Origin of the sequence: Paracidovorax avenae ATCC 19860 (assembly GCF_000176855.2) — a bacterium.
In the GTDB taxonomy this organism is placed as follows: Bacteria; Pseudomonadota; Gammaproteobacteria; order Burkholderiales; family Burkholderiaceae_C; genus Paracidovorax; species Paracidovorax avenae.
Genome location: NC_015138.1, coordinates 1253658 through 1277149, shown reverse-complemented (window position 1 = coordinate 1277149; position 23492 = coordinate 1253658). Strand labels below are relative to the sequence as shown.

Sequence of the window (23492 nt, the reverse complement as noted above, 5' to 3'; positions counted from 1 at the left end):
CCTGAGAAAGCCCACCATGATGCACCGCATGCTGTCCCGCTCCCTCGCGCTCCTGGCCTCGGCCGCCTGCCTGGCGGCGGCCTCCCTGCCCGCGCAGGCCGCCTGGCCCGAGAAGCCCATCACCTTCGTCGTGCCCTCCGCCGCCGGCGGTTCGCCCGACGTGCTGTCGCGGCTCGTGACCAACGAACTCTCGAAGACGCTGGGCGTGCCGGTGGTGATCGACAACCGGCCCGGCGCCGCCGGCAACATCGGGATCATGCAGATCAGGAGCCGGCCGGCGGACGGCTACACCATCGGCTACGGCAACGTGAACACGCTGGCCGTGAACCGCACGCTGTTCAGGAAACTGCCCTACGACGTGGACCGCGACCTGGTGCCTGTGGCCCATGCGTTCGATCTCTACAACGTGCTGATCGTGCCCAGGGAATCACCCATCCAGGACGTGGCCGGCCTGATCGCCGCGGCGCGCAAGGCACCGGGCAAGCTGTCGTTCGGCGCACCCGGCGTGGGCACCACCGGGCACATGGGCGGCGAACTGTTCCGCAGCATGGCGGGCATCGACGTGCTCTTCGTGCCCTACAACGGCGGCCCGGCCGCGCTGCAGGACCTGATGGGCGGGCGCATCGACTACCTGTTCGCCAACTCTTCCGAAGTGGGCCCGCTCGTGGCCGCGGGCAAGGTGCGCGCGCTGGCCGTGAGCAGCGCGAAGCGGATCGCCCTGCTGCCCAACGTGCCCACGCTGGACGAGTCCGGCGTGAAGGGCTACGAGACGGTGGCCTGGGGCGGCGTGGTCGCGCCGCACGGCACGCCGCCCGAGATCGTCGCCAAGCTGAATGCCGCGATCAACGCCGCGCTGGCCACGTCCGCCGTGCGCGAAGGACTGGCGAAGCTTGGAGCCGTGCCGGCCGGCGGCACGCCTGCGGACTTCCAGCGCACCATCGATCGCGAGACCAAGCGCTGGGCCGAAGTGATCGAGCGCAACAAGATCGAGAAGCTGGACTGATGGCCGGGCCCGCATCCTCTTCCACGCCCGCGGCCCCCACGCGCCTGCTGCTGCGCGGTGGCCTGCTCATCGACGGCAGCGGCGCGGCGCCGCGGCCCGCCGACCTGCTGGTCGAGGGCGAGACGATCGCCGCCGTTCTGGAGCCGGGCACCGGCGCGGCCGGCCCGCATGCGGTCATCGACATCGCCGGACGCGTGGTCGCGCCGGGCTTCATCGATTCGCACACCCACGACGACGGCTACCTGCTGGCCCACCCCGGGATGGTGCCCAAGGTCTCGCAGGGCGTGACCACGGTGGTGACGGGCAATTGCGGCATCAGCCTCGCGCCCGTACCACCCGGCCGCGCCCTGCCCCAGCCGCTCGACCTGCTCGGCCCCCCCGATCTGTTCCGCTATCCCGGTTTCCATGCCTGGATGCAGGCGCTGCGCGATGCACCTGCCGCGGTCAACGTGATTCCCCTGGTGGGCCACGCCAGCCTGCGCGTGAGCGCGATGGACGACCTGCAGCGCGCCGCGACGGCGGAGGAATGCGAACGCATGGCACGGCTGCTGGAGGAAGCGCTGGATGCCGGTGCCTTCGGCCTGTCCACCGGCACCTTCTACCCGCCCGCGCAGCACGCCACCACGCAGGAGATCATCGACATCGGCGAGGCCATGCGCGGCCGCGCGGGCATGGTCTATGCCACCCACCTGCGCGACGAATCCGACCGCATCGACGAAGCGATCGAGGAAGCCCTGGACATCGGCCGCGCCCTCGGCGCCCGCGTCGTGTTCTCGCACCACAAGCTGGCCGGCGAGCGCAACCATGGCCGCTCGGTGCAAACGCTCGCGCGCATCGAGCGAGCGGCCGCACTGCAGCCCGTGTGCCTCGATTGCCACCCGTATCCCGCCACCTCCACCATGCTGCGCCTGGACCGCGTGCGGCTGGCGCGCCGCACGCTCATCGCCTGGTCGACGGGCGCCCCCTCGGCCCAGGGGCGCGACTATGCGGACCTGCAGCGCGAATGGGGCCTGGACGACGAGGCCATGCTGCAGCGGCTCGCGCCCGCGGGCGCGATCTATTTCCTGATGGACGAGCGCGACGTGGAGCGCATCCTGGCGCACCCGCGCACCATGGTCGGCTCCGACGGCCTGCCCTTCGATCCGCATCCGCACCCGCGCCAGTGGGGCACCTTCACGCGCGTGCTCTCGCGGCTGGTGCGCGACCAGGGCCTGCTGACGCTGGAGGCGGCCGTGCACAAGATGACCGGCCTGGCCGCGGAGAACTACGGCCTGGCCGACCGGGGCCTGCTGCGCGCCGGCTGGAAGGCCGATATCGTGGTGTTCGACCCTGCGCAGGTGCAGGATGTGGCCACCTTCGACCGCCCGGTGCAAGCCAGCCGCGGCATCGAGGGCGTGTGGGTCAACGGCCTGCGGGTCTGGGATGGCCGGGAGCCGACGGGGCTGCGGCCGGGCCGGGTGCTGGAGCGCTGACCGCGGCCAGCTTCCAGCGCCCGACCCCTGCGCCCGCGACGAAAAAGGGCCACCCGTCGGGTGGCCCTTCTGCCTTGGCGATGGACTGTGCTGCTTACTTCTTGTCGCCGCCCGGCACGGTGCCTTCCACGCCCTTGACGTAGAAGTTGATGCCCGAGAGGAACTTGTCGTCGGCGACGACGTCCTTGGCGAGCAGTTCCTTGCCGTCCTGGCCGAGGATCGGGCCCTTCCAGATCGCGAACGAACCGTCCTTCAGGCCGGCCTTGACCTGGTCCACCTTGGCCTTGGTCTCGGCGGGCACGTCGTCGGCGATGGAGACGAGGTCGATCGCGCCTTCCTTCACGCCCCACCAGCTCTGGCCGGTGGTCCACGTGCCTTCCAGCACGTCGCGCGTGGCCTTGATGTAGTACGGGCCCCAGTTGATCACGGCCGAGCCCAGGTGGGCCTTGGGGCCGTAGGCGGTCATGTCGCTATCCCAGCCGAAGGCGCGCTTGCCCTTTTCCTGGGCGGTCTTGAGCACGGCGGGCGAATCGGTGTTCTGGAACAGCACGTCGGCGCCGCCGTTGATCAGCGAGGTGGCGGCCTCGGTTTCCTTCGGCGGGCTGAACCATTCGTTCACCCACACCACCTTGGTTTTGATCTTCGGGTTGACCGACTGCGCGCCCAGCGTGAAGCTGTTGATGTTGCGGATCACCTCGGGGATCGGCACCGAGCCGACCACGCCCAGCGTGTTGGTCTTGGTCATGGCGCCGGCGATCACGCCGGCCATGTAGGCGCCTTCGTAGGTGCGGCTGTCGTAGGTGCGCACGTTGGGCGCGGTCTTGTAGCCGGTGGCGTGCTCGAACTTCACGTCGGGGAAGTCGGGGGCGATCTTCTGGATCGTCTCCATGTAGCCGAAGGTGGTGCCGAAGATCAGCTTGTTGCCCTGGCCGGCCATGTCGCGCAGCACGCGCTCGGCATCGGCCGATTCAGGCACGCTCTCGACGAAGCTGGTGACGACCTTGTCGCCGAATTCCTTCTCGATGGCCTTGCGGCCGTTGTCGTGCGCGAACGACCAGCCGCCGTCGCCCACCGGGCCGACGTAGGCGAACGCGATCTTCAGCGGCTCGGCCTTGGCCGCGGGAGCCGAGGCGGCGGGCGCGGGTGCGGGCGTGGATGCCGGTGCCGGCTCGTCCTTCTTGCCGCAGCCCGCGAGCGCGGCGGCAGCCAGGGCGGAAAGCGCGGCGGCCTTCATCAGCGAGCGCTTGTGCAGATCGGTCATGTCGAATGTCCTTCCAGGGGAAACAGGTGAGAGAAGAAATCGGAAACGTTTGGAAACGGCAATGATGGCACGGCGCGCCGCCCCGGTCAGCCCCCGGGATGGAACGGCTTGCCCAGCGAGGCCGGCATGTTCGCCCGGATCCAGGCCGGATTGCGCGAGATCAGCGCCAGCACCACGATGGTCGCCACATAGGGCAGCATGCTCAGGAGCTGGCTGGCCACCTGCACGCCCGTGGCCTGCAGGTGGAACTGCAGCATCGTCACGCCGCCGAACAGGTAGGCACCAAGCAACACCCGTGCCGGGCGCCAGGTGGCGAAGGTGGTGAGCGCCAGCGCGATCCAGCCGCGGCCGGCCACCATGCCCTCGACCCAGAGCGGCGTATAGACCGTGGAGATGTAGGCGCCCGAGAGGCCGCACAGCGCGCCGCCCGCCACCACCGCCGCGAGGCGGATGCGCCGCACCGGGTAGCCCAGCGCGTGGGCCGATTCGGGCGATTCGCCCACCGAGCGCAGCACCAGCCCGGCGCGCGAGCGGTAGAGGAACCAGGCGAGGCCCGCGGTGAGCGCCATCGCGCCGTACACCAGCGGATGCTGGCGGAACAGCGCCGGGCCCACCAGCGGCAGGTCGCCCAGCACCGGCAGCGCATACTGCGGCAGCGTGGGCAGCTTGGCCTGCACGTACTGGATGCCTGCGAAGGCCGAGAAGCCCGCGCCGAACAGGCTGAGCGCCAGGCCCGTCGCGTACTGGTTGGTATTGAGCCAGATCACCAGCACGCCGAACACGGCGGCGAGCAGCGCACCGGCGCCCATGCCGGCCGCGAAGCCCGCCCAGGTGCTGCCGGTATGCACCGCGGTGGCGAAGCCCGCGATGGCCGCGCAGAGCATGATGCCCTCGGCGCCGAGGTTGACGATGCCCGCCTTCTCGTTGATGAGCAGCCCGAGCGCGGCGAGCGCCAGCACGGTGCCGGCGCTGAGCGTGGAACCCAGGAGCAGTGCGTAGGCTTCCATCACGCGGCTCCTTTCCGGGCCGGCGTGCCGACCCAGCGCACGCGGTAGGCGATCAGCGTATCGCAGGCCAGCAGCGTGAACAGCAGCAGGCCCTGGAACACGCCCGTGAGCGATTTCGGCAGCCCGAGGCGCGACTGCGCGAGCTCGCCGCCGATGTAGAACATGCTCATGAGCAGCGCGGAGAACACCATGCCCACCGGGTGCAGCCGCCCCACGAAGGCCACGATGATGGCCGCGAAGCCGTAGCCCGCCGGCACGTAGGGCGTGAGCTGGCCCAGGGGGCCGGCCACTTCCAGCGCGCCCGCCAGGCCGGCGGCGCCGCCGGAGATGAGCAGCGCCGTCCACAGCGCGCGGCGCGACGAGAAACCGGCGTAGCGCGCGGCGGCCGGGGCGAGCCCGCCCACCTGCTGGGCAAAGCCCGCCCGCGTGCGGAACAGGAACACCCACAGCGCCGCCGCGGCAGCCAAGGCGATCGGCAGGCCGATGGTCACGCGCGAGCCCTGCATCAGGCGCGGGATCTGCGTCACCCGCTCGAAGGTGCGGGTCTGCGGGAAGTTGTAGCCCATCGGGTCCTTCCAGGGGCCGTAGACGAGGTAGCCCAGCACCAGGGTGGCCACATAGACCAGCATCAGGCTCACCAGGATCTCGTTGGCGTTGAAGCGGTCGCGCAGCAGCGCGGTGATGCCGGCCCAGCACATGCCGCCCAGCACGCCGGCCACCAGGATGGCCGGCACGATCCACGGCCCGGTGGTCTTGTCCGCCAGCAGCGCGATGCCGCCCGCGGCCACGGCGCCGATCACGAACTGGCCCTCGGCGCCGATGTTCCACACGTTGGAGCGGAAGCACACGGCCAGCCCCAGCGCGATCAGCAGCAGCGGCGTGGCCTTGACCATCAGTTCGCCGATCGCGTATTGCGTCTTGATCGGCTCCCAGAAGAACACCTGCAGGCCGCGCACCGGGTCCTTGCCCAGGGCGGCGAACAGCAGGACGCCGATCAGCACGGTGAAGGCCAGCGCGAGCAGCGGCGAGCCATAGGTCCACAGGCGCGAGGCCTGCGGACGCGGTTCAAGCTTGAGCATGCACGCCCTCCGGATGGTCCTGGCTTTCCCGGCGACCCAGGTGCGCCTGCACGTCGGCGTTCCACAGGCCGCTCATCCATTCGCCGATGCGCTCCACCGTGGCGTCGGCCCGGTCGATGGAGGGCGACAGGTGCCCCTTGGCGATCACGTGCAGGCGGTCGGAAATCTCGAACAGCTCGTCGAGCTCCTCGCTCAGCACCAGCACGGCGCAACCCGAGTCGCGCAGCGCCAGGATCTCGCCGCGGATCTGCGCGGCCGCGCCCACGTCCACGCCCCAGGTGGGCTGCGAGACGATCAAAAGTTTGGGGCCGGCGTCGATCTCGCGCCCGACGATGAACTTCTGCAGGTTGCCGCCGGAGAGCGACTTCGCCGCCGCCTGCGGGCCGCCCGCCTTCACCTGGAAGCGCTCGATGATGCGGCGCGCCTGCGCGGCCAGCGCGCCGGTGCGCACCCAGCCGCCCGCGCCCACGCAATCCGAGCGCGTGAGCAGCAGGTTGTCCGCCAGGCCCATGGTGGGCACGGCGCCGCGGCCCAGGCGCTCCTCGGGCACGAAATGCAGGCCCAATGCACGGCGCGCGCGCGGGCCCATGCGGCCGGCCGGGCGGCCCGCCACCCGCACCATGGCGGGCGCGGCGCGCGTGTCCTCGCCCGAGAGCGCGTAGAGCAGTTCCTTCTGGCCGTTGCCCGACACGCCCGCGATGCCGACGACCTCGCCGGCCCGCACGGAAAAGCCGACGTCGATCAGCTCCACGCCGAAAGGGTCTTCGCGGTGCAGGCTGAGTCCTTCGACCTCCAGCACGGCGTCGCCCGTGCGCGCGGGCCGGTGCTGCAGGGCCGGCGGCTCCGCACCGATCATGAGCCGCGACAGCGAGGCGTTCGATTCCTCCGACGGATTGCACACGCCCGTCACCTTGCCGCCGCGCAGCACCGTGCACGCCGTGCACAGCGCGCGGATCTCGTGCAGCTTGTGGCTGATGTAGAGGATGCTGCAGCCCTCGGCGCTCAGCTGGCGCAGCACCACGAAGAGCTTTTCCACCGCCTGGGGCGTGAGCACCGACGTGGGCTCGTCCAGGATCAGCAGGCGCGGCGAGGTGAGCAGCGCGCGGATGATCTCCACCCGCTGCATCTCGCCCACCGACAGGGTGTGCACCGGGCGCAGCGGATCGATGTCCAGGCCGTACTGCGCCGCGGTGTCGCGGATGCGACGCGTGACCTCGGCCAGGGCCAGGTGCTTGTCGAGCCCCAGCCAGACGTTCTCGGCCACCGTGAGCGTGTCGAACAGGCTGAAATGCTGGAACACCATGGCGATGCCCAGCTGCCGCGCCTCCTGAGGATTGCGCACCGCCACCGGCCGGCCGTCGAACCACACGGCGCCCTCGTCGGGCTTGACCGAGCCGTAGATGATCTTCATCAGCGTGGACTTGCCGGCGCCGTTCTCGCCGAGCACCGCGTGCACCTCGCCGGGCTGCACGGTGAGCGACACGCCGCTGTTGGCCACCACGGCCGGATAGCGCTTGGTGATGCCCGACAGCTGCAGGCGCGGCGGCGAACCGGTGGCAGCTGGCGGGGAGGGGGGAGCATTCATGCGGACGATTGTCTCTTGGATTGAATTGGGCGGCGCAGAAAGAAGAGCGCCCGGCGGGACCATGCAAGCCCCGTGCCGTGCCGGTGCGTGGAATGCCGCTCCGGCGCCCCTCTATCATCGGGAGAGTTCCTCCGGCCTCCATCCGGCCTTTCACCGACGACGCCATGGTTCCCTCTCCGTACCGCGGTGCCCTGGTGCACCGCTTCGTCCTCCTGTGCTCGGCCCTGTGCGCCGCTGCCGTTCACGCAGGCCCTGCTCCCACCCCGGACCTGGCCCCTGCCCAGGCGGACCAGCGCCGCACGGAAGCCCGCCCCTACCCCCACGCGCTCGGCCCGGTCCAGGGCATCCGGATCCGCAGCACGCGCTACTTCGATGCCGACAACCGGCCCTGCGCCGCGCCGCCGCCGAAGTCCCGCAGGGTCACGGCCCGCCATGTGCGGACGTTCCTGCGCAAGGCCGTGCCGGTGTCGCAGATCGACGTGATGAACTATTACGGCGCCTTCGGCGAATGCATGAGCGACTGGGTGGACGTATCGTTCGCCGATGGGCGGCGCGTGCGGATGACCTTCGCGGCAGACAGCGGCGTGGCCTACCTCGCGCGGCTGGTGGACGGGAAGGAAGGCGAGGTGTATTTCTACGTCTGCGAGGACTGCGGCCGCTAGCGGGAGTGCGGGTGCTGGCATCGAATTTGCGGTGGCAGGCGGCGCCGGGACCGGTTACGCTTCCAGTCCATGGCCCCATGCCCCCGTCCGGTTCCTGGACGCCGGCGCCCGCCCCAGAAAGCCCCGCGAATGACCGTTGCCTCCCGCCCGATCCGCTTCCTCCGCCGCGGCCAGCCCGTGACGCTGGCCCATGTCCCGCCCGACCGCACGCTGCTCGAGGTGCTGCGCGAGGACCTGGGCGACTGCGGCACCAAGGAGGGCTGCGGCGAGGGCGACTGCGGCGCCTGCACCGTGGTGCTGGGCTCCGAGGAGGACGGCCGCCTGCGCCTGCGGGCCGTGAACAGCTGCATCCGCCTCGCGCACGCGATCGATGGCATGGCGCTCTGGACGGTGGAAGACCTCGCGCAGGATCCGCTCATCCAGCGCGGCGCGCCGGCGGATGGGAAGGAAGGCGGCTCGTCCGCACCGCTGCACCCCGCGCAGGAAGCCATGGTGCAGTGCCATGGGTCGCAATGCGGCTTCTGCACGCCGGGCTTCGTGATGAGCCTGTTCGGCATGTACCAGAACCATGTCTGCCAGGGCCGCGCCGTCACGCGCGAACTGGCCGTGGCGGAGCTTTCGGGCAACCTGTGCCGCTGTACCGGCTACCGCCCGATCCTGGACGCCGCCGGGCGGATGGCCGAGTTGCCGGCCCGGCCGGTGGATGAAGCCGCGGTGCTGGAGCGGCTGCGGGAGCTGCGGGCCACAGGGTCGGCGCCGCAGGATGCCGCACCCGGCTATCTGGCGCCGGAGACGCTCGCCGGACTGCTGGCCGCGCGCGCCGCGCATCCGGACGCGCAAATCGTCGCCGGCACCACCGACGTGGGCCTGTGGATCACCAAGCAGCACCGCCGCTTCGAGCGCGTGCTCGATGTCACCCGTGCCGGGGAACTGCGGCGCATCGGTACCGCGGACGGCCACCTTTCCATCGGCGCGGCGGCCACGCTGGACGATGCCTTCGCCGGGCTGGCCGCGCACTGGCCGGCGCTGCGGCGCTTCGCCGAGCGCTTCGCCGGGCTGCCGGTGCGCAACGCGGGCACGCTGGGCGGCAACGTCGCCAACGGCTCGCCCATCGGCGATTCGATGCCGGTGCTGATAGCGCTCGGCGCGCGCATCGTGCTGGCCAGCGTGCGCGGCGAACGCAGCCTGCCGCTGGAAGATTTCTATACGGGCTACCGCCGCAACCTGCTGGCGCCGGACGAGATCGTCGCGCGCATCGACGTGCCCCTGCCCGCTCCCGGCGACCGGCTGGCGGCCTACAAGGTGTCCAAGCGCTTCGACGACGACATCTCCGCCGTCTGCCTGGCCGTGCTGCTCACGGTGCGCCATGGTGCGGTGCAATCGGCCCGCATCGGTGCGGGCGGCGTGGCGGCGGTGCCGGCGCGCGCACGCGGCGCCGAGGCCGCGCTCACCGGCCAGCCCTGGAGCGAAGCCGCTGCGCTGCGCGCGGGCGAGGCGCTGCAGGCGGAGTTCACCCCCATTTCCGACATGCGCGCGAGCGGCGCCTACCGGCGCGCCGTGCTGGCCTCGCTGATGCGGCGCTGCTGGCTGGAGAGCCCGGAATGCCCCGCAGGAACCGAGGCACTGCCCGTGTCGCTCGAACAGCTCGTGCCGGTGGCGCAACCGCCATCGCAGGCACGGGCCCACGCGGAGGAACAGGCATGAACCGCCGCGATGACACCCTGCCCACCAGCACCGCGCCCGAGGGCCCGCTGAGCCGCGATGCGGACGCGGACCCGGTGGCGGCACGCGCCGATGCGCAAGGCGCGGCCGGCCCGATGGCTGGCGAGGCCCCACCGCCCGGCCTGGACGGCACGCCCCGCAGCGCGCGCCGTGCCGTGGGCGTCTCCCAGATCCATGAAAGCGCCCGCGCCCAGGTGGCGGGCACGGCACAGTACATCGACGACCTGCCCGAATGGAAGGGCACGCTGCACGCGGCTCCCATCCTCTCGCCCGTGGCACACGGGCGCCTGCGCGGCGTGGATGCCGCAGCGGCCCGCGCCCTGACAGGCGTGCGCGACATCGTGCTCGCGGCCGACGTGCCGGGCGACCCGGTCCTCGCCGCCTTCGCGCACGACGAGCCGGTGTTCGCGCAGGACACGGTGCAGTTCGCCGGCCAGGTGGTTGGCCTCGTGCTGGCCGACACCGTGGCGCAGGCGCGGCGCGCCGCCCGGCTGGTGCAGCTGGACATCGAGGAACTGCCGGCCGTGCTCTCGGTGCACGACGCGTTGGCGCAGGAGAGCTACGTGCTGCCGCCCGTCACCGTGCGCCGCGGCGATGCGGCCTCTGCCCTGGCCGCGGCGGCGCACCGCCTGCAGGGCACGCTTGAAGTGGGCGGCCAGGAGCATTTCTACCTGGAAGGCCAGATCGCCTACGTCCTGCCCCAGGAGCAGGGCCAGTGGCAGGTGCATTCGAGCACCCAGCACCCGGGCGAGGTGCAGCACTGGGTGGCGCATGCGCTGGGCATCGACAGCCACCGCGTCACCGTGTCCTGCCGCCGCATGGGCGGCGGCTTCGGCGGCAAGGAGACGCAGGCCGGGCACCTGGCCGTCTGGGCCGCCGTGGCCGCGCGCAAGGCAGGGCGCCCCGTGAAGCTGCGGCTGGACCGCGACGACGACTTCATGGTCACGGGCAAGCGCCATCCCTTCGCCTACGACTGGGACGTGGGCTTCGACGGCAATGGCCGCATCCAGGGCCTGCGCCTGCGCATGGCCGTGAACTGCGGCTTCTCGGCCGACCTTTCCGGCCCCGTGGCCGACCGTGCGGTCTTTCATTGCGACAACGCGTACTTCCTCGAGAACGTGGAGATCGCGTCCTACCGCTGCAGGACGAACATGCAGAGCCACACGGCCTTCCGCGGCTTCGGCGGGCCACAGGGCGTGATCGCCATCGAGACCATCCTCGGAGACATCGCGCGCGCGCTCAGGCTGGATCCGCTGGACGTGCGCATGGCCAACCTCTACGGGCTGGAGGATCGCAACGTCACCCACTACCAGATGGCCGTGGAGGACAACGTCCTGCACGATCTGCTGCCCCGACTGGAACAGACCGCGCAGTACCGCGCGCGGCGCGAGGCGGTGGCGGACTGGAACGCGCGCCACCCCACCTTGAAGCGGGGCCTGGCCGTCACTCCGGTGAAGTTCGGCATCAGCTTCACGGCCACGCTCTTCAACCAGGCCGGCGCGCTGGTCCACGTCTATACCGACGGCAGCGTGCAGGTGAACCACGGCGGCACCGAGATGGGCCAGGGCCTGCACACCAAGGTGGCGCAGATCGTGGCCGACGAACTGGGCGTGCCGCTGGACCGGGTGCTGGTCACGGCCAGCGACACCAGCAAAGTGCCCAATGCCAGCGCCACCGCGGCATCGAGCGGCACCGACCTCAATGGCCGCGCCGCGCAGTTCGCCGCGCGCCATGTGCGCGACAACCTCGCCGCCTTCGTCGCCGGCCTGGACCACTGCGGCGCGGGCGCGGTGCAGTTCGAGAACGGCCGGATCACTTCACCGACGCGTTCGCACGCCTGGCGCGACGTGGTGCAGGCCGCCTATGCCAACCGCATCCAGCTCTGGAGCGACGGCTTCTACCGCACGCCCAAGATCCACTACGACAAGACGACGCTCACGGGGCGCCCGTTCTACTACTTCGCCTACGGTGCGGCCTGCACCGAGGTGGCGATCGACACGCTCACCGGCGAGAGCCGCGTGCTCGCCGTGGACATCCTCCACGACGCGGGCCGCAGCATCAACCCCGCCATCGACATCGGCCAGATCGAGGGCGGCTTCGTGCAGGGCATGGGCTGGCTGACCACCGAGCAGCTCGTCTGGGACGGCCGGGGCCGGCTCGCGACGCACGCGCCCAGCACCTACAAGATCCCCGCCACGGGCGACATCCCGGCCCACTTCCGGGTGGACCTGTGGCACGAGGCCAACCGCGAGGACAACGTGGGCGGCAGCAAGGCCGTGGGCGAGCCGCCCTTCATGCTGGCCGTGAGCGTCTATGAAGCGCTGCGGGATGCCGTGGCCGCGGCACGCGCCGATGCATCGGAGGGTGCCTCCGCGGACGGCCCCGTGCACCTCGTGGCGCCGGCCACCGCCGAGAACGTGCTGCGCGCGCTGGGTGGCGTGGCGGACTGACCGGAGCGCGAACCCTCAGGGAGCCGCCGGGCCGGCGCGCCGCGCCGAACGCAGCTGCCACGCCCGTGCCTCCGCCTCCCGGCCGTGGATCTGCAGATACCTGCCATAGGTCCGTTGCGCCGCGCTTTCACCCCGCTCCGCGCGCTCGCGCACCTGCATCAGGCACAGGCCGTGCAGCGTCGCCGCCTCCTGCCGGGGGCAGGTACGGGCACTGTCGATCCACCACCAGCCCGTCCACGCCCCGAACACCGACAGGAAGGTGATCAGGAACTTCGCGCCGCTGCCGCACCGCCGCCACCACGCCGCCATCGCCTTCGACCCCTGCCCTGCTGCCATGTCAGCGGTCCAGCGCATCCAGCTCGCGCGACAGCGCATCCAGGTCCGCCTGGCGCACCGGCATGAACTCGCGGACCGTATCGGCGATGGGCGGTGGATGGGCGACCTCATGCGCGCACAGCGCCATGTTCGACCGGATGGCCTGCCGCGTTGCAGGAGCGACGCGGTGGCCGGTGTCCCGGGCCGCCCGCAGGTAGTGCGCCAGCGAGAGATGGGCGCACTGGGTAAGCAGCGGAATCTGTGCCGCGGCCTTGTCCAGGTCGAACGCGCCGCAGCGCGGGTAGGTGTGGAGCTGCAGCAGCCGCAGGTGGGCATCGGGGCTGTCCGCCGCCACGCGCTGCATGATGGCTTCGACCGTGCGTGCCTCGAAGCCGGGGACACGGTCGCAGTAGCCGATCATGTTGTCGTGCAGCTCAACCCCTTTCCTGGCGCCGTGCATGGCGCGAAGCTGCCAGCCATTCCCCTCCTGCTTCCGGTCCTCCCCTTCGAGATAATTGCCGTAGATCCACTGGGCCAGCACCTCGCCCTGCTCGGCACTGTCACGGATCTGGATCAGGCAAATGCCACGCAAGGTGAATTCGTCCTGGCGATCACAACGCGCGCTGTCGGCCCACCACCATGCCGTCCAGCCGCCTGCCAGCATGAGCAAGGCCAGGAGCAGTTTGGCAGCCAGGGAGGACTTCCTCCACCAGAGGAACATCGTCATGGTTTTTTCATCAACACATCTGCCAGCGGACCCTTGACGAGTTCGCCCCCGTCACGCGGAGAGGTCCGAGTGATGGCAATTGGCTTCCCATCCGGCCCCCAGGTACGCCAGCGCCCGGGACGGAACAAATCCGGAAAAGGCAGTCCAGCCAGTACGCCCGGCAGCTTCTCGAAAGCGCCCTGACCGATCGCCGAGCCGCCCATGGCGTAGTTCCAAGTGGTCGTGGTCGGAGCTGTGACGAATGTGCGCAGTGCCAATGCAAGGGAACTCGCAATACCGTCCGGCTCAGCGCCGGCATTGCATGCATCGATCATGAGTGGCTGCCCATGCCATATTCCGCTGCGGTGGATGAGATCCACGATGATGTCCTGCCGCGTTACCCCTTGAAGGCTGTTCGACCGTGCGTGGGCAAAAATGTAAACGTATCCCGGAACGCCTCTTTCTCTCAGGCCAGACAGGTACAGAGCCTTGTCCGAAGGCTGGATCAGGATGATTTTTCTCCGCACCCGGTCCACGGTCGCGATTTTTTTCACGATGGTCCTGGAAGCATCCAGACTCTGAAAAACCAGCTTGGGCAACCCCTTCCCCGGCCCATGCTGGATACGGCCCTCCTCGACGGGCTCTGCAGGCTCCTCCCGAAGCCAGTACGCAAGCGACATTCTCTTGATTCCTCCCTGTGGCGCACGCCGCGGCAGCGGTGCCGCCGGCTCCCTGGAAGCGCCGGAACGGGCGCCCGGCGTGCGGCACGCACTATGCCCGACGGAGCCGCCGTTGCCGATGCCGCAGCCGCCCGTGTTCCGAAGAACAGAATGTTTCCACGGCCGTCATGGACAAGACGGCTGCTCCGCGGTAAGGCTCGGCAATTCCCGCTGCAGTGCCCCGGTCAGGCCTGCACGCTGCCGTCCGCCGGCGTGCTTTCGTGCGGGTGTTCGGGCCGCAGCCACCGCACTTCGACGCGGTTTCGGCCCGCGCGCTTGGCCTCGTAGCAGGCCATGTCGGCTGCATGCAGCACGGTGGGCACGTCGTAGGCGTCCCCATCCAGCGGCACGAGCCCGATGCTCACGCCCAGCGTGTACGTGCGGCCGGCATAGGCCGGCTCCCAGGCATGCACGGCCGCGCAGAGCTGGGTGGCGATCGCCAGGCCGCGCGGCAGGGCGCAGCCGGGCAGCACCACCGCGAACTCGTCCCCGCCCAGCCGCGCGGCCCACCCGACATGCCGCACCTGCGTCTCGATGAGCCGGCCCACGTGGCGCAGCACGTCGTCGCCCGCATCGTGCCCGGCGATCGCGTTCACCACCGTGAAATGGTCGAGGTCCAGGAACAGCAGCACGCCCGATTCTGGTGCGGCAGGTGGTGCCACTGCCTCCGCACGGCCGGAAGGCTCCTGCAGGGAATCCGGAGGCAATGCACCATTTCGGATCAATGGTCGCACCATCATGGAGCGTTTCGCATGGTTCGCCAGCAGGGCGTGCAGGCGCTGCTGGAATGCTTCGCGGTTGGCGAGTTGCGTGAGGGGATCATGCCCCGCGGGCCAGTCCTGCTGGCGCCGCGCCTCGCGCGCCGCCGTCAGGTCCTCCAGCATCCACACGGTGCCGCCCCCTTCCGCCACGGCGCCATCGCGCACGGCCCGGCCGAGCACCCGTGCCCAGACCGCGCCGCCGTCCTTGCGGACGAAGCAGACATCGCCGTCGAAGGCACCGTGCGCAGCGAACTCGGCGCGCACGCGCCGGCCCAGTTCGGCATAGGCCGCATCGCTCGCGTAGAGCACCCGCGCAGGCTGCCCTTGCAGTTCATGCGGCTCGTAGCCGAGCAGGCGGCAGGCCTCCAGCCCGACCACCACCACCTGCCCGGCACGGGTGATGACGATGCCGGCGGGTGCGTGGTCCAGCACGGCCTGGAACTGGTCCTGCAGCACGCCTGCGCGGTGCTGGGCCAGGCGGCAATCGTCCACCAGCGCGCGGCAGACCTGCGCGAGGTCATCCACCTCGCCGGCCCCTGCCGGCCAGGGCGCGTCGTCGGCCATGCCGGTGGGATGGGCGCGCGCCACGCGCCGGCACAGCCGCGTCAGGGGCTGGGCCAGCACGGCGATGGCAATGGCCGCGAGCAGCGCCGCGCAGGCCGTGGCGGCCGCCGCGCGCCCCAGGCCGCGCTGGCCGCCGCCGGCCAGCAGGTCCAGATCCGAGGCGCGTGCATCGCTCACGCGCGCGACCAGCCACTGGGGCAGCGGCACGCCCGCGACGCTCACGACCTGCCCGGCCACCACTTCCGAGAATCCGCGCCCCGCCACCGCTGCCTGCCCGCCCTGCAGCGCCCGCTCGTACACCTGCGACAGCCCGGTCTCGTTGCGCACCAGCCCGAGCACGCGGGCCGGGTCCGGGTGCGCGAGAATGGCGCCGTCGCGCGAGAAGACCACCAGCGTCGAGCCGGCCCGTGCCGGCAGCGCCATCGACGGCGGCAGCAGGCCCTGCGACTGCAGCCGCAGCGTGCCCGCGAGCGCGCCCTGCACCCCGCCGTCCTCGGCCGCGCGCAGCGGCAGGCTGAACATGATGCGCGCGTCGGCGGGACCGTTGCCGATCACGCCGGACACGAGCGGCTTGCCCTCCAACAGCGTGCGCCGCAGCTGGTCGCGCTCGGCAGGATCGAGTTGCGCGCCGGGATGCAGCCTGCCGTTCTGCCAGTACAGGCCGAGGCTGCCGTCCTGCCGCGCGATCTGCAGGGCGTCGAAGAAGCGCGCCGCGGGCAGCCGCTGGCCCAGCAGGGCGTCGAGCGCACCCGGAGAGTCGGGCAGTGGCGTGGGAATGCTCTCGGCCAGCGTGGCCAGCACGCGCTGGTTCTGCTCGATCTTGCTGGACAGCAGCAGCGCGACCGCCTCGACCTCGTCGGTCTGGCGCTCCATGAGCCGCTCCAGCGCCTCGTGCTGGGCAGAGCGCGCCACGAGCCAGGCGGCCAGTCCTCCGGCCAGCAGCACGGCCACCACGGCGGCGGCGATCAAGCGCAGCACCAGCGGGCCGGGCATGTGCCAGTGCGCCTCGCGCCCGTCATGCACCGTGGCGAAGGCACGCAGCCGGCCGCGCCCGGCCGCCGGCGGAGCGGGCGGCGCGCTCATGTGCGCCCCACGCTCTGCGCGGGCTTCGGCCGGGAACGGCGGGAACAACGGGACATGCAGAGCGGTTGGTTCGTTGCAGGGATGCACGCCCGGGACAGGCCGGGCCCTTGCAAACGAATATACGCAGCGCTCTGCCGGACGGCTTTGGGTAGAACCCCGGGGGGCGGCCCCGGGAGAACCCCGATGGCGTCCCGTCTTCAGGCCTCGGCGGGCTGGAGCGCAGGCCGCTGCTCCCGGTCCCCGATCTCGTAGAAGAGCTTGTGCACCGTCTCGTTGAACGGGGCCTCTTTCAGCCGGGCCTGGATCATCGCGTGCAGGGAGTCGGACGAGGCTCCTGCATCGTTGCGCACGGCGGCCTGCAGCAGGCTGCGCAGGTACGCCTCGAGTTCCCGCGCACGGCTGTAGGGCAGTGGGCTGCGCGGCTCCTGCAGGAACGCCACCAGGTCGCGCACGCCGACGTCGAGCAGGCGGTCGATGTCCCAGCCCGCCGGCCGCTGAGCATCTTCCAGCACGGAGAACGGATTGCCCTGGTAGGGCGCTGCGCGCAGGCCCAGCTCCGCGGCGATCATCGCCGCCACCAGGGGGGCCATCAGCACGCCGTTGCGGTAGGTGCCGGTCGCGATGTAGAGATCCGGCAGCCGGGTCCTGCCCACCAGGGGCCGCTTGAAGGCGGCGATGGGCCGGAAGCCCACGCGGATCTGCTCGATGCGGCTCGTGCGGATATCGGTGTTGATCTGGTGGATGGCCTCGTCGAACAGGCCGTGCAGTTCGCCCGGCTGCACCTTGGCCTCGGCCTCCTCGTCCACGCCCGTGAAGTTGGTGGCTCCGACATACAGGATGCCGGTACCGGGCCGGGGCACCAGGTGGATCCCGCAGGCGAACGTGCGGTTCGGAGTGCGGATGGTGTGGGCCACCGACGGCGCCTCGCTGATGAGGCAGGAAACACCCTTGCCGAAGCTCAGCGCAGGTAGCGCGGCGTCCTCCGCCAGTCCCGGAGGCAGGCACTCGAGCGAGCGCGAGCCGTTGGCCAGCACTACGGCATCCACCTGCTGCACGCTGCCGTCCGAGAGCGTCGCCTTCCAGGCACGCCCCTCGGGCTGCACCTCCAGCACGCGCGCGTCGCGATGGTGGTAGTGCGGCCGCCGCGAGAGCACTGCCGCCATCGCGTCGAGCAGTTCACCGGAATGCACCGCGTGCTCGTTCTTCAGGTAGAGGCACAAGGCCGGCGCGTGGACCGGGCTCGGCTTCAGGCCAGGCACATCGCCCGGCTCGATCCACTCGGCGGGCTCGCCGCGGCGCGCGGCCTCCGCGTGCATGCGGCGGATGCCGTCGCGGTCCCGCGCCCCCAGGTTGTTCGCGATGATCACCGTGCCCTCGACCTGGGAGACGGGCACGGCCGCTTCCTCCCGCAGGCGCGCCAGCCACTGCGGGTAGTAGCGCTGCGCGGCCAGCCGGAAGTCGAACTCTTCCATCTCCTCGGGGCCGTCGTCGGCGGACATTTCGCCGAAGGCGCCGAGCATCGCGCCGGCGGCGCGGGAAGCGGAAAGCGCATCGCCCTCGCGGGGGTAGGCATGGACCACGTTCGCGCCACTGCCGTTCAGTTCCATCGCGGTGGCCAGGCCCACCACGCCGCCGCCGATCACCAGAATGTTCTTCATGCCGTCTTTCATGCGTTGGACTTTCCTGTTCATGCCGCCTGCCCCGCCTCGGCGGGGGACGGCTTGCGGTAGGCGAATACCCCGTCGAAGTTGCGCGCCAGGTGGGCGCCCATGGTGACGGGCGCATAGCGCGCGGGCTTCGTTTCCGTGACGAACTGCGCCAGCGGCTCGACCACGCAGTCGTGGTCGGGGTCGAAGAAGAAGTTGAGCGAATGGCGCACGTTCCCGGACACGTTCACCACGCGGTGCGGCGTGGCGCGCCAGTGGTCATTTGTCCAGATGCCCGTCACGTTGCCGAGCAGGCAGAGGAAGGTGCCCGGCACGCGCGGCACGCGGGTCCAGCGGCCGGCCGGGTCGCAGACTTCGAGGCCCTCCTCGTCCATCTGCCAGATCACCGTGAGGATGCCGTAGTCCGTGTGCTCGCCGCAGCCGATCGCCTGTGGGTTGCCGCCCGCGGGCTGCTGCGGATAGCGCGCGGCACGCAATTGCGCGAGCGGCTTGAGCGTGCGCTCGGCGAAGTAGGTGTTGGACAGGCCGAGCGCGATCGCGAACAGTTCGCTGATGTCGCCGCACATCGCGAGCCACTCGCGGTAGAGCCAGGACAGCGTGGGCCGCAGCAGCGGCTGCGCCGCCGGCCAGGCATTGGGCCCGTGGAAGAACTTGCCGGCACGGACATCGGGATCGTCGGGCCCCAGCTCCAGCGCCATGTCGAAGGCCTCCTTGATGTCCTGGACGGTGCTGCCATAGGCGGTTTCCTCGCCCGGGGGCACGTATCCGCGGTGGTAGGGCGACCGCGAGAGCTCGATGGACATCTTCTCCGCATGGGGTAGGTCGAAGAACGCCTGGACGGCGTCCTGCGCGGAGTGCAGAAGATCCGCGGGTATGCCATGTTCTTCGACACAGAAGTAGCCGAATTCCCGGCATACCCCGCCGAGCGCCAGCGCCAGTTCCCGCTTCTTCACTGCATCACGCGTGCGCAGCGGGGCCAGGCTGACCACGGGAATCCGCCGGCCGGGCCCGGCATACCGGACATGTGGCGAACCCGCCATGGGAATATTCAATTCTTCCAGAATATTCATTCAAGCCCCTTCCATATTCCCCCGCGAGGAAGGGGCGCTGGCTGGAAGTCAGGCGGGACGCGGCACGGCGCGGGAAACCGTGAATGGGGAGCGGCATGCCATCCCGTCACGAAATAAATCGGTTGGATTTTCATCAGCGATCCGTTGGTTGATAACGCGACTATTATTAGCAGCATCACCACGGAAAATCCGGGCGTTCATAAAATTACAATAACCCGAAATTAAAAATCGGATGAAAATAAATAATCTTGAATACCGCGATTTTCCCCCAATGGAGCATGCGCGCCGGACCGGTCGCGTGGGCCTTCGGCGCAAGACGGAAACGGCGGGACAATGGGGTTGCCTGCCCGGGCAGGCCCGGATCTCAGCCGCCCGCCACCATCTGCAGCTCGCCCGGCTGGGGAAGCACGAGCACATTGCCCGTGCCGGCAATCAGTCCGTGCTCGCGCAGGTGCCGCAGCACGCGCGAGAAGGTTTCGGGCGCGATGCCGAGCTGCGCGGCGATGAGGCGCTTGCGCTGGCTGAGGGTGACGCGCAGCGCGCCGCCGTCGCCGGGCTCGGCATGGCGCAGCAGCCATTGGGCACAGCGGGCTTCCGCGTCCTGCGCCAGGCGGCTCACGGCCAGTTCGGTCTGCTGCAGGTAGCCCGCGGCCATGTCGCGCACCAGGCGCTGCACCGTATCCGGCAGCAGCGCCACTTCGCTGCGGAACGCTTCCAGGGGCACGCGGCGCAGTTGCACGCGCGAATCCGCCACCATGTCCACGGGACAGGGCTGGCCGAGCAGCGCCGATGCGGCATCGAGCCAGAAGGGGCCCTCCACCGCACCGAGCTGGTGCCTGAGCAGCCCCTCCTCGCGCACCCCGAAAACGACGCGGCCGCTGTCGAGATGCAGCACCGAAGCGGACTGCTGGCGGCGCTGGCGCAGCACCTGGCCCGCGGGGGCCACCTCGCACGGCACGGAAGGATCGGTGGAAGGGATGGGGAACATGGTGCGCACTGTGGCGCGCCCGCGCCCCGGGCGTGTTGAGCGAGGTCAAAAGCGCCGCGCGCACCTTCGCACGACGGAATGCGCGAGTGCCCATCCTGCCGGCACGGTAATTGCACGTAACGAATGGCAACCTCCCGAGCACGTGTTCCACGGTCCGCCGTGGTGCATCCAACCGATCCCTTTCTCTCTTTGTTTGTCTTTGTCGTTGTGGACAGGAGTCTTATGAAAAAAAACCTGATCGCGCTGAGCGCTGCCCTGCTGTGCGCCGCCGGTGCCCACGCCCAGAGCTCGGTGGAGCTCTCCGGGCTGTCGGACCTCTACGTGGGCTCCATGAAGATGGCCGGTGACGCGAACCGCCGCTCGGTGGTCAACAGTGGCGGGCTGACCACCTCGTGGTTCGGCTTCAAGGGCACGGAAGACCTGGGCGGCGGCCTGAAGGCCAGCTTCCAGCTGACGTCGTTCCTGCAGAACGACACCGGCACGCAGGGCCGTTTCACCGGCGATACCTTCTTCTCCCGCGATGCCAACGTCAGCCTGTCGGGCGACTTCGGCTCCGTACTGCTGGGCCGCTGGATGGCGCCCAACTTCCTGCCGTCGGTGGTGGGCAACCCGCTGGGCGATTCGTTCACGTTCTCGCCGCTGATCCTGCACATGAACGTTCCCCTGTTCAACGGCACGGGCTGGGCCGCGACGACGCCGGCCGACACGGGCTGGAGCAACCAGATCGTGTACAGCACGCCGAAGATCGGCGGCTTCTCCGCGAACATCCAGTACCAGTTCGGCGAGCAGGCGGGCAACAACAGCCGCAAGAACGTGGGCGCGAACTTCTTCTACTTCGGCGGCCCGCTCACGGTGACCGGCTTCTACGAGCGCGACCAGATCGCCAACCCCGGCCAGGGCGCCTACCTGGGCACGACCAAGAAGGACTGGATGCTGCTGGGCGCCTACGACTTCCAGGTGGTCAAGCCCTTCCTGAGCTATGGCGAGTCCAAGGCGGACAACACCGACAACAAGGCCAAGACCATGCAGGTCGGCGCCTCCATCCCCACCGGCCCCTCGGGCAAGGTGCTGGTCGAGTGGGTGAAGACCGAGATGACGCAGACCGACATCGACCGCAAGACCTTCACCGTCGGCTACGACTACTTCCTGTCCAAGCGCACCGATGTCTATGCGATGCTGATGAACGACCGCATCACCGCGCAGACCAAGGGCAACAGCTTCGGCGTGGGCATCCGCCACCGGTTCTGACCCTGCGGTTGTCTCCAAGGCAAAAGAGCGCGGGAAGCGATTCCCGCGCTCTTTTTCATGGGGCGTGCGCGACGGGTGCGGTCAGATCTTGCGCGAGAGATCCCACATCGCATCGACCAGCAGGTCGATGTCGCGCGCATCGTGCCAGAGGTGGGTGGAGACGCGGATGCCGTAGTGGTTGGACGGCGCGCCGATGACCGGGAAGTCCGCGCTGCGGATCACGAACCCCTGCGCATAGTCGCTCTGCATGCGCGCGACGAAGGCGTTCGCCTTCTGCGCGTTCATCACGTCCGCCTTGTTGGGGAAGGGATTGAAGGACGTGAGCGCGGACAGCAGTTTCGGATCGTCCTTGGGCGAGTACAGCGCGTCGATGCCCCAGCGCTCGGCGATCTTCTCCTTGAGGTAGGACGAGAGCGTGAGGTCGTAGGTCTCGATCTTCTTGCGACCGATGCCGTCCCACTGCGCACAGGCCTGGGCGAGCGCCATGAACATCGGCGTGTGCAGGCTGCCGCAGCTGGTGATGGTGGCTGCGATGTCGTAGGTCTCGGTGCCGTTGGTGGTGCGGTCCTTCGCGGTGTAAGAGCTCGTGTGGACCGGGTACCACCTGGGCAGCGGCAGCGGGTTGGAAGCACGCATCTTGTTGCGCACGATCAGGATGCCGGTGGAGCCCGGGCCGCACTGCCATTTGTGCCCGGCACCGGACATGAAGTCCATGCCCAGCTCCGCATAGTTGTAGGCCATCATGCCCGGCAGGTGCGCCCCGTCCACGATGCTGATGAGGCCGTGCGCCTTCACCACGCCCATCAGGTCCGCGATGGGCAGCATGGTGCCGGTCTTGTAGGTGGGCGAGGACCACATCATCGCGCGCACGCGCCTGCCCTGGGCTTTGAGCGCGCGGATGCGCTCGTCGAACAGGTTCACGTAGGTGGCCGCGGTCTGGTTGTTGCCCACCGGCATCTCGATGCGCGAGACCTCGATGCCGTAGCGGTCCGTGGCGATCTTGAGCGGCGTGTCGCCGCCGCCGTGCTCATGGTTGGTGGTCACGACCACGTCGCCGCGCTGCCAGTCGATGCCGAGGATGGCATGGCACATGCCCGAGGACGTGTTGGCGGAGAAGGCGAGTTCGTCCGCATCCACGCCGAAGCCCGGCGCCACCTGCCTGCGCAGGTCGAGCAGGTTGCCGTAGCCGCTGCCGGAATCGGCGGCCTTCTTGCGGTTCTCTCCATCGAAGACGTCGAGCACCAGCTTGGGCATGGAGCCGCCGGTGCCGATGTTCATGTAGGTCTTCTCGGGCTTGAGGATGAACATGTCCTGCACGCCGGTCCAGAAAGCCTCGTCGCGCACGAGCTGCTCGCGCAGCGCTTCGGCGGCGGTCTGCGCACCGCTGCTGCCGCAGGCGGCGACCAGGGGGCCGAGCGTGGCGGCGCCGGCGCCGTAGCCCATCATGCGCAGGAAGTCGCGGCGCTTGGCGCTCCAGCGGGGTTCGGCCACGGCACGCTCGATGCCATCGGCAGCACGGGCTGCCACGGGGGATGTTTCGATCATGGAAATCTCCTGGAACCGGTCCGCTGGCTCAGCGGCGCCCGACGATGGCCGCGATCTCGATCTTCACGTCGCGCGGCAGGCGCGCGACCTCGACGGTGGCACGCGCGGGCGCCGCGCTGCGGAAGTACTCGCCGTACACCTTGTTCATGGCGGCGAATTCGCCCAGGTCCTTCATGTACACGGTGGTGGAGAGCACGTCCGCGTACGACAGACCCTGGGAGCGCAGCTTGGCGCCGATGAAATCGAGCACGGCGCGGGTCTGCTCCTCGATGGTCGTGCCCTGCACCGCGTTGCCGGCGGCATTGAGGGGCAGCACGCCCGAGAAGTACAGCGTGTTGCCGTGGGCCACCATCTGCGAGTAGGGCCCGATCGCGGGGTAGATCCGGGTGGTGGAGAGCACCTCCCGCTGGGCGGGAGCCGCACAGCCCGCCAGCAGCACGGCCGCGAGCGCGGTGCCGCCCAGCGCAAGACCCCGGGACAGGGGATTCCGAATATCCATGGCATTCCTTCCGTTCAACGACGCAGACGTGGCATGGAAATACCCTTCCATACCGCCACGCGGCCCTCCCCAATAATCGAACCGCA

The 23492-nt window shown here is 69.8% G+C and carries 19 protein-coding genes; 6 read left to right on the top strand and 13 right to left on the bottom strand.

The annotated features are described in order from the left end of the window. Positions 1-19: 19 nt before the first annotated feature. Complete coding sequence (locus tag ACAV_RS05560; RefSeq protein ID WP_041828988.1) at positions 20-1003, top strand: Bug family tripartite tricarboxylate transporter substrate binding protein; 984 nt, start codon at positions 20-22, stop codon at positions 1001-1003. Further along, positions 1003-2475 (top strand): N-acyl-D-amino-acid deacylase family protein, encoded by a 1473-nt coding sequence (locus ACAV_RS05555; protein ID WP_013593598.1) that lies wholly within the window; start codon positions 1003-1005, stop codon positions 2473-2475. The genes ACAV_RS05560 and ACAV_RS05555 overlap by 1 nt, the downstream gene beginning before the upstream one ends. Positions 2476-2569: 94 nt before the next feature. On the opposite strand, the gene ACAV_RS05550 is transcribed toward ACAV_RS05555, so the two are convergent. The 4 genes from ACAV_RS05550 to ACAV_RS05535 form a co-directional block, all read right to left on the bottom strand. Then, on the bottom strand, positions 2570-3736 hold the full coding sequence (locus ACAV_RS05550) for a BMP family ABC transporter substrate-binding protein (RefSeq protein ID WP_013593597.1): 1167 nt from the start codon (positions 3734-3736) through the stop codon (positions 2570-2572). Between the two features lie 86 nt (positions 3737-3822). Beyond that, positions 3823-4743 (bottom strand): ABC transporter permease, encoded by a 921-nt coding sequence (locus tag ACAV_RS05545; RefSeq protein WP_013593596.1) that lies wholly within the window; start codon positions 4741-4743, stop codon positions 3823-3825. Then, entirely contained in the window at positions 4743-5822 is a 1080-nt protein-coding gene (locus ACAV_RS05540; protein ID WP_013593595.1) for an ABC transporter permease, read from the bottom strand. The genes ACAV_RS05545 and ACAV_RS05540 overlap by 1 nt, the downstream gene beginning before the upstream one ends. Beyond that, a complete protein-coding gene (locus tag ACAV_RS05535) occupies positions 5809-7407 on the bottom strand; it encodes an ABC transporter ATP-binding protein (RefSeq protein ID WP_013593594.1) in 1599 nt (532 codons plus the stop codon). Before ACAV_RS05535 ends, ACAV_RS05540 begins: the two co-directional genes overlap by 14 nt. 164 nt (positions 7408-7571) lie before the next feature. On the opposite strand from ACAV_RS05535, the gene ACAV_RS05530 reads away from it, so the two are divergent. The 3 genes from ACAV_RS05530 (at position 7572) to xdhB (ending at position 12241) form a co-directional block, all read left to right on the top strand. Continuing rightward, entirely contained in the window at positions 7572-8069 is a 498-nt protein-coding gene (locus ACAV_RS05530; RefSeq protein WP_013593593.1) for a hypothetical protein, read from the top strand. Positions 8070-8198: 129 nt separating this feature from the next. Further along, positions 8199-9773, top strand: a complete 1575-nt coding sequence (gene xdhA / locus ACAV_RS05525) for a xanthine dehydrogenase small subunit (RefSeq protein WP_013593592.1) — start codon at positions 8199-8201, stop codon at positions 9771-9773. Beyond that, positions 9770-12241 carry a xanthine dehydrogenase molybdopterin binding subunit gene (gene xdhB, locus ACAV_RS05520; RefSeq protein WP_013593591.1) on the top strand — a complete coding sequence of 824 codons (2472 nt, stop codon included), beginning with the start codon at positions 9770-9772 and terminating at the stop codon, positions 12239-12241. Before xdhA ends, xdhB begins: the two co-directional genes overlap by 4 nt. A 15-nt stretch (positions 12242-12256) precedes the next feature. Here the strand turns inward: xdhB and ACAV_RS05515 are convergent, their stop codons facing one another. The 7 genes from ACAV_RS05515 to ACAV_RS05485 form a co-directional block, all read right to left on the bottom strand. Beyond that, positions 12257-12577 carry a hypothetical protein gene (locus ACAV_RS05515; protein ID WP_013593590.1) on the bottom strand — a complete coding sequence of 107 codons (321 nt, stop codon included), beginning with the start codon at positions 12575-12577 and terminating at the stop codon, positions 12257-12259. A gap of 1 nt (position 12578) precedes the next feature. Next, positions 12579-13283: a hypothetical protein gene (locus tag ACAV_RS05510; RefSeq protein WP_013593589.1), complete on the bottom strand. Its 705-nt coding sequence runs from the start codon at positions 13281-13283 to the stop codon at positions 12579-12581. After that, positions 13280-13942, bottom strand: coding sequence for a DUF8616 domain-containing protein (locus ACAV_RS05505; protein WP_013593588.1), 663 nt, complete (start codon positions 13940-13942; stop codon positions 13280-13282). Before ACAV_RS05505 ends, ACAV_RS05510 begins: the two co-directional genes overlap by 4 nt. A 224-nt stretch (positions 13943-14166) precedes the next feature. Continuing rightward, positions 14167-16389: a sensor domain-containing diguanylate cyclase gene (locus tag ACAV_RS05500; RefSeq protein WP_013593587.1), complete on the bottom strand. Its 2223-nt coding sequence runs from the start codon at positions 16387-16389 to the stop codon at positions 14167-14169. 197 nt (positions 16390-16586) lie between these two features. Next, positions 16587-18047, bottom strand: coding sequence for an NAD(P)/FAD-dependent oxidoreductase (locus ACAV_RS05495; RefSeq protein WP_049791227.1), 1461 nt, complete (start codon positions 18045-18047; stop codon positions 16587-16589). A gap of 29 nt (positions 18048-18076) precedes the next feature. Next, complete coding sequence (locus ACAV_RS05490; protein ID WP_041828594.1) at positions 18077-19096, bottom strand: isopenicillin N synthase family dioxygenase; 1020 nt, start codon at positions 19094-19096, stop codon at positions 18077-18079. Between the two features lie 394 nt (positions 19097-19490). Further along, entirely contained in the window at positions 19491-20114 is a 624-nt protein-coding gene (locus ACAV_RS05485) for a Crp/Fnr family transcriptional regulator (RefSeq protein ID WP_013593584.1), read from the bottom strand. Between the two features lie 222 nt (positions 20115-20336). On the opposite strand from ACAV_RS05485, the gene ACAV_RS05480 reads away from it, so the two are divergent. After that, positions 20337-21362: a porin gene (locus tag ACAV_RS05480; RefSeq protein ID WP_013593583.1), complete on the top strand. Its 1026-nt coding sequence runs from the start codon at positions 20337-20339 to the stop codon at positions 21360-21362. 81 nt (positions 21363-21443) lie between these two features. On the opposite strand, the gene ACAV_RS05475 is transcribed toward ACAV_RS05480, so the two are convergent. Then, the gene (locus ACAV_RS05475) at positions 21444-22907 is read right to left on the bottom strand and encodes an aminotransferase class V-fold PLP-dependent enzyme (protein ID WP_013593582.1); all 1464 of its coding nucleotides are present in this window, start codon (positions 22905-22907) and stop codon (positions 21444-21446) included. A 28-nt stretch (positions 22908-22935) separates the two neighbouring features. Beyond that, positions 22936-23406, bottom strand: coding sequence for a Rid family detoxifying hydrolase (locus ACAV_RS05470; RefSeq protein WP_013593581.1), 471 nt, complete (start codon positions 23404-23406; stop codon positions 22936-22938). Positions 23407-23492: the final 86 nt, after the last annotated feature.

Coding starts and splice junctions, on each gene's coding strand:
- ACAV_RS05560 (WP_041828988.1), top strand. CDS start 20: ATGCACCGCATGCTGTCCCGCTCCCTCGCGCTCCTGGCCTCGGCCGCC.
- ACAV_RS05555 (WP_013593598.1), top strand. CDS start 1,003: ATGGCCGGGCCCGCATCCTCTTCCACGCCCGCGGCCCCCACGCGCCTG.
- ACAV_RS05550 (WP_013593597.1), bottom strand. CDS start 3,736: ATGACCGATCTGCACAAGCGCTCGCTGATGAAGGCCGCCGCGCTTTCC.
- ACAV_RS05545 (WP_013593596.1), bottom strand. CDS start 4,743: ATGGAAGCCTACGCACTGCTCCTGGGTTCCACGCTCAGCGCCGGCACC.
- ACAV_RS05540 (WP_013593595.1), bottom strand. CDS start 5,822: ATGCTCAAGCTTGAACCGCGTCCGCAGGCCTCGCGCCTGTGGACCTAT.
- ACAV_RS05535 (WP_013593594.1), bottom strand. CDS start 7,407: ATGAATGCTCCCCCCTCCCCGCCAGCTGCCACCGGTTCGCCGCCGCGC.
- ACAV_RS05530 (WP_013593593.1), top strand. CDS start 7,572: ATGGTTCCCTCTCCGTACCGCGGTGCCCTGGTGCACCGCTTCGTCCTC.
- xdhA (WP_013593592.1), top strand. CDS start 8,199: ATGACCGTTGCCTCCCGCCCGATCCGCTTCCTCCGCCGCGGCCAGCCC.
- xdhB (WP_013593591.1), top strand. CDS start 9,770: ATGAACCGCCGCGATGACACCCTGCCCACCAGCACCGCGCCCGAGGGC.
- ACAV_RS05515 (WP_013593590.1), bottom strand. CDS start 12,577: ATGGCAGCAGGGCAGGGGTCGAAGGCGATGGCGGCGTGGTGGCGGCGG.
- ACAV_RS05510 (WP_013593589.1), bottom strand. CDS start 13,283: ATGACGATGTTCCTCTGGTGGAGGAAGTCCTCCCTGGCTGCCAAACTG.
- ACAV_RS05505 (WP_013593588.1), bottom strand. CDS start 13,942: ATGTCGCTTGCGTACTGGCTTCGGGAGGAGCCTGCAGAGCCCGTCGAG.
- ACAV_RS05500 (WP_013593587.1), bottom strand. CDS start 16,389: ATGAGCGCGCCGCCCGCTCCGCCGGCGGCCGGGCGCGGCCGGCTGCGT.
- ACAV_RS05495 (WP_049791227.1), bottom strand. CDS start 18,047: ATGAAGAACATTCTGGTGATCGGCGGCGGCGTGGTGGGCCTGGCCACC.
- ACAV_RS05490 (WP_041828594.1), bottom strand. CDS start 19,096: ATGGCGGGTTCGCCACATGTCCGGTATGCCGGGCCCGGCCGGCGGATT.
- ACAV_RS05485 (WP_013593584.1), bottom strand. CDS start 20,114: ATGTTCCCCATCCCTTCCACCGATCCTTCCGTGCCGTGCGAGGTGGCC.
- ACAV_RS05480 (WP_013593583.1), top strand. CDS start 20,337: ATGAAAAAAAACCTGATCGCGCTGAGCGCTGCCCTGCTGTGCGCCGCC.
- ACAV_RS05475 (WP_013593582.1), bottom strand. CDS start 22,907: ATGATCGAAACATCCCCCGTGGCAGCCCGTGCTGCCGATGGCATCGAG.
- ACAV_RS05470 (WP_013593581.1), bottom strand. CDS start 23,406: ATGGATATTCGGAATCCCCTGTCCCGGGGTCTTGCGCTGGGCGGCACC.